Genomic DNA, 5,422 nt, shown 5'->3' on the forward strand with positions numbered 1-5,422 from the left:
GGAACCAGACCTTGTTGACCACCGACTCCAGCAGCGCGCCGTCGTGGGAGATCACGATCAGGCCGCCCTTGTGGTTGGCGAGGAAGCCACGCAGCCAGGTGATCGAGTCGGCGTCGAGGTGGTTGGTGGGCTCGTCGAGCAGCAGGATGCCGCCGCCGTTCTCACCCGCGTCACGGAACAGGATCCGGGCCAGCTCGATGCGCCGACGCTGACCGCCGGAGAGGGTGCCGATGGTCTGGGCGAGCGCGCGGTCGGGCAGACCCAGGTTGGCGCAGATCCGGGCGGCCTCGGCCTCGGCGGCGTACCCACCGAGGGCGGCGAACTGGTCCTCCAGCGCGCCGTAGCGGCGGACCAGCTTCTCGTCGGCGTCCTCGGCGAGGCGGGCCTCGATCTCCTGCATCTGCGACATCAACACGTCCAGGCCGCGGGCCGAGAGCACCCGGTCGCGGCCGGTCACCTCCAGGTCGCCGGTACGCGGGTCCTGCGGGAGGTAGCCGATGGCGCTGCGCTGGTCGATCTGGCCGGCGTAGGGCTGCCCCTCGCCGGCGAGGACCTTCAGCGTGGTGGTCTTGCCGGCGCCGTTGCGACCGACCAGGCCGATCCGATCACCGGGCTGCACCCGCAGGGTGGTGTCGGACAGCAGGATCCGGGAGCCGGCACGCAACTCCAGGCCGGTGGCAGTGATCATCTCGTGGGACTCGCTCTCGGGGTCTGGAAGGCTGACTCAGGGCACGCGAAAGCGCCGGCGGGCGGTGGGCCCGTCGCGCGGGGCGGTTCAGCCTTCGCAGCGCGGCACGGGTCAAGTGTACCGGGCGCTCCCCGGCGACCCGCCCGGATTACCAATCAAGATCATCGGGTACCGGAACGCCTGTCCGGACCCCATCCGGCACCCCTGCGACAAACCAATACACAGACGACATTCACTGGCATTACGGCGATCGGGGTCAGCATGGAACTCAACGAGCGGGCCGAAATCGACACCTCGCAGGTCAACGACGTGGGCCGCGGTGGCGGATCCGGCGGCGGCTTCGGCATCCCGATCCCCGGCGGCGGCGGCCGGGGCGGCATCATCGGCATCGTGGTGGCCGTGCTCGTCGCGCTGCTCGGCGGCGGCTTCGGCCTCAACGCCATGACCAACGGCGACGAGGGCGGTCAGGCCGGCGGCACCGACCTGAAGGAGGTGTGCGCGACCGCCAACCCGCAGCATCTCGAAGACCTGCGCTGCCGCAACGCGCTCTACGTCAACAGCATCCAGGCCTACTGGCAGAAGGCGTACCCGGAGCTGGGCAGCGGCACGTACGAGCCGACCATCACCAACTTCTTCCAGCAGGCGGTGAACACCGGCTGCGGCCAGGCCGACTCGGGTGTCGGCCCGTTCTACTGCCCGGCCGACCGGAAGGTGTACATCGACCTGAGCTTCTACGACGAGCTGGCGTCCCGGTTCGGCGCCAAGGGCGAGTTCGCCCAGCCGTACGTGCTCGCCCACGAGTACGGCCACCACATCCAGAACCTGCTCGGCACCAACGAGCGGGCCGGCCAGGGCGACCAGAGCGGCCCCCGCTCCGCCTCCGTCCGGCTGGAGTTGCAGGCCGACTGCTACGCCGGCGCCTGGGCCAAGCACGCCACCGAGAGCAAGGACAAGACCGGCAAGGAGCCGCTGTTCACGTCGATCACCGAGACCGACATCAGCGAGGCCGTCGACACCGCCGAGGCGATCGGTGACGACAGCATCCAGGAACGCTCCGGCGGGCAGGTCAACCCGGACCAGTTCACCCACGGCACGTCCGAGCAGCGCAAGCGCTGGTTCACCCAGGGCTACGACCGCGGCGACCCGAAGAGCTGCGACACCTTCGGCACCAACCAGCTCTAACCCCCCCCCGAAGTCGCCCGTCAACGTCGATCATGGAGTTGTGGTGCCCGATACACGGGGATCTACGGCCTTCGTCCACCACCACAACTCCATGATCGACGCGGTGTGGCGGGGCGTGGGAACTCAGAAGGGCCCGGCGCGAAGCGCCGGCCTTCTGGTCGTGCTGGGTCAGCTGTCGCCGCCGGTCTCCCCGACCGGGGCGGCGTTGACGTCGTCGATCGCGTACTTCTTGGCGGCCTCGGTCGGCACGGTGGCCGGCACCGCGCCGCTGCGGGCGAGCTGCCGCAGCGTGGCCACCACGATCGACTCGGCGTCGACGTGGAAGTGCCGACGCAGCGCGTGCCGGGTGTCCGACATGCCGAACCCGTCGGTGCCCAGCGACGTGTAGTCACCGGGTACCCAGCGGGCGATCAGGTCCGGTACGGCGCGCATCCAGTCGCTGACCGCGACCTTCGGCCCGTCGGCGTCGGCGAGCTTCTGCTGGATGTACGGCACCTTCGCCTCGGCGCCCGGGTTGAGCAGGTTGTACTCCTCGGCCTCCACCGCGTCGCGCCGCAGCTCGGTCCAGGAGGTCACCGACCAGACGTCGGCGGCCACCCCCCAGTCCTGGGCGAGCAGCTGCTGGGCCTTGAGCGCCCACTGCATACCGGTGCCCGAGGCGAGCACGTTGGCCTTCGGGCCGTCGACCTGCGGTGCCGGCGAGTAGCGGTAGATGCCCTTGAGCAGGCCCTCCACGTCCACCCCGGCCGGCTCGGCCGGCTGGAGGATCGGCTCGTTGTAGACCGTCAGGTAGTAGAAGACGTTCTCCTGCGCGTCCCCGTACATCCGGTGCAGGCCGTGCTCCATGATGTGCGCGATCTCGAACGAGAACGCCGGGTCGTACGCGACCACCGCCGGGTTGGTGGCGGCGATCAGCATCGAGTGGCCGTCCTCGTGCTGCAGGCCCTCACCGTTGAGCGTGGTGCGCCCCGCGGTCGCGCCGAGCAGGAAGCCCCGCGCCATCTGGTCGGCCGCCGCCCAGAGCCCGTCGGCGGTCCGCTGGAACCCGAACATCGAGTAGAAGATGTACATCGGGATCATCGGCTCGTCGTGGGTGGCGTACGCCGAGCCCGCGGCGGTGAACGAGGCGACCGAACCGGCCTCGTTGATGCCCTCGTGCAGGATCTGCCCGGTGGTCGACTCCTTGTACGACAGGAACAGCTCCCGGTCGACCGAGGTGTAGCGCTGGCCGTGCGGCGAGTAGATCTTCGCGGTCGGGAAGATCGAGTCGAGGCCGAAGGTACGTGCCTCGTCCGGGATGATCGGCACCCAACGCTTGCCGAACTCCTTGTCCTTCATGATGTCCTTGAGCAGGCGGACGAAGGCCATCGTGGTGGCCACCTTCTGCTTGCCCGAGCCGCGCTTGACGTCGGCGAACCGCTCCGGGCCGGGACGGTCAGCCGCTTGGTGCTGGTCCGCCGCGACGGCAGGTAGCCGCCGAGCTGCTCGCGCCGCTCCTTGAGGTACTGGATCTCCTCGGACTTCTCACCCGGGTTGTAGTACGGCGGCAGGTAGGGGTTGTCCTCCAGCGCCGAGTCCGGGATGTCCAGATAGAGCCGGTCGCGGAAGGTCTTCAGGTCCTCCAGCGTCAGCTTCTTCATCTGGTGGGTCGCGTTGCGGCCCTCGAAGTGCGAGCCGAGCGTCCAGCCCTTGATCGTCTTCGCCAGGATGACGGTGGGCTGACCGGTGTGCTCGGTGGCCGCCTTGTAGGCCGCGTAGAGCTTGCGGTAGTCGTGCCCACCCCGCTTGAGGTTCCAGATCTCGTCGTCGCTCAGCGGCTCGACCATCTTGCGGGTGCGCGGGTCGCGGCCGAAGAAGTGCTCCCGCACGTACGCGCCCGACTCGGCCTTGTAGGTCTGGTAGTCACCGTCGGTGGTGGTGTTCATGAGATTGACCAGCGCGCCGTCGGTGTCCGCGGCGAGCAGCGGGTCCCACTCGCGGCCCCAGACCACCTTGATCACGTTCCAGCCGGCACCCCGGAAGAATGCCTCCAGCTCCTGCATCACCTTGCCGTTGCCGCGGACCGGGCCGTCCAGCCGCTGAAGGTTGCAGTTGATCACGAAGGTGAGGTTGTCCAGCTCCTCGCGGGCGGCCACACCGATGGCGCCCAGCGTCTCCGGCTCGTCCATCTCGCCGTCGCCGAGGAACGCCCACACGTGCTGCTGCGAGGTGTCCTTGATGCCGCGGTGCTGCAGGTACCGGTTGAACCGGGCCTGGTAGATCGCGTTCAGACCGCCGAGACCCATCGAGACGGTGGGGAACTCCCAGAAGTCCGGCATCAGCCGCGGGTGCGGGTACGACGGCAGCCCACCACCGGGGTGCGACAGCTCCTGACGGAACCCGTCGAGCTGGTGCTCGCTGAGACGCCCCTCCAGGAACGCCCGCGCGTACATGCCGGGGGAGGCGTGGCCCTGGTAGAAGATGTGGTCGCCGCCGCCGGGGTGGCTCTTGCCCCGGAAGAAGTGGTTGAAGCCCACCTCGTAGAGCGACGCCGAGCTGGCGAAGGTCGAGATGTGCCCGCCCACGCCGATCTCCGGGCGCTGCGCCCGGTGCACCAGCATGGCGGCGTTCCACCGGACGTACGCCCGGATCCGTCGCTCGACGTGCTCGTCACCCGGGAACCACGGTTCGCGCTCCGGCGTGATGGTGTTGATGTAGTCGGTGGTGGTCAGAGGCGGAACCCCGACCTGGCGCTCGCGGGCCCGCTCCAGCAGGCGCAGCATGACGTAGCGGGCGCGTTTGGCACCCCGCTCGTCGATGACACCGTCAAGCGACTCGACCCATTCGCTGGTTTCTTCAGGGTCGATGTCCGGAAGCTGGCTCGGTAGGCCGTCGCTGATCACCGGGCGCTTGCGTTCCGTAGCCACAGGCGTTCCCTCGGTTGTGTGTGGGATAGGTCTCTAGCGCCATCCTGCCCCCTGGTGGCACCCCTCGTCACGTCTAGGTCCCCCGGACGCGATGCTGAACACAGGTACCCGCCGGTAACTTAGCGCGACGGTCCGCCTTTTCCTCTTCACGGCGGTGGCGGCGGCGCCCGAGGCCGGCTGCGGCAGAATGCGACGTATGCGCAGTGACGTGATCACCGTCCAGACCGGGTCCCGGCCGACCGTCCGGGACATCACCGCCGAGGCCCAGGGGTTCGTCTCCGGCGAGGGCGACGGCCTGCTGCACGTCTTCGTGCCGCACGCCACCGCCGGCCTGGCCATCATCGAGACCGGTTCGGGCTCCGACGACGACCTGCTCACCGCTATCGACGCGCTCCTGCCCACCGACGACCGCTGGCGGCACCGGCACGGCTCGCCCGGGCACGGCCGGGACCACGTGCTGCCCGCGTTCGTCCCGCCGTACGCCACGCTGCCGGTGCTCGGCGGCCGGCTGGCGCTGGGCACCTGGCAGTCGATCTGCCTGGTCGACACGAACGGCGACAACCCGACCCGCCAGGTCCGCTTCTCCTTCCTCCCCGCCTGACGCTCCGCCCCGCCGCCGCCACCCCGCCCCGCCCGCCGGCCACCC

General features: G+C 69.5%; 3 protein-coding genes and 1 pseudogene. 2 read left to right on the forward strand and 2 right to left on the reverse strand.

Going from position 1 to position 5,422, the window contains the following annotated elements; genetic code table 11:
* On the reverse strand, nt 1-688 hold a 688-nt coding region (locus JNW91_RS29245; protein ID WP_203178724.1), incomplete at its 3' end, for an ATP-binding cassette domain-containing protein.
* A 261-nt stretch (nt 689-949) separates the two neighbouring features.
* Between JNW91_RS29245 and ypfJ the strand changes: the two genes are divergently transcribed.
* Nucleotides 950-1,870 carry a KPN_02809 family neutral zinc metallopeptidase gene (gene ypfJ, locus JNW91_RS29250; RefSeq protein ID WP_203178726.1) on the forward strand — a complete coding sequence of 307 codons (921 nt, stop codon included), beginning with the start codon at nt 950-952 and terminating at the stop codon, nt 1,868-1,870.
* A gap of 168 nt (nt 1,871-2,038) precedes the next feature.
* On the opposite strand, the pseudogene aceE reads toward ypfJ, so the two are convergent.
* A pseudogene (gene aceE, locus JNW91_RS29255) lies at nt 2,039-4,776 on the reverse strand (pyruvate dehydrogenase (acetyl-transferring), homodimeric type).
* 196 nt (nt 4,777-4,972) lie between these two features.
* On the opposite strand from aceE, the gene JNW91_RS29260 reads away from it, so the two are divergent.
* The gene (locus JNW91_RS29260) at nt 4,973-5,377 is read left to right on the forward strand and encodes a YjbQ family protein (protein ID WP_203178728.1); all 405 of its coding nucleotides are present in this window, start codon (nt 4,973-4,975) and stop codon (nt 5,375-5,377) included.
* Nucleotides 5,378-5,422: the final 45 nt, after the last annotated feature.

The organism is Micromonospora parastrephiae (assembly GCF_016802865.1).
GTDB lineage: Bacteria > Actinomycetota > Actinomycetes > Mycobacteriales > Micromonosporaceae > Micromonospora > Micromonospora parastrephiae.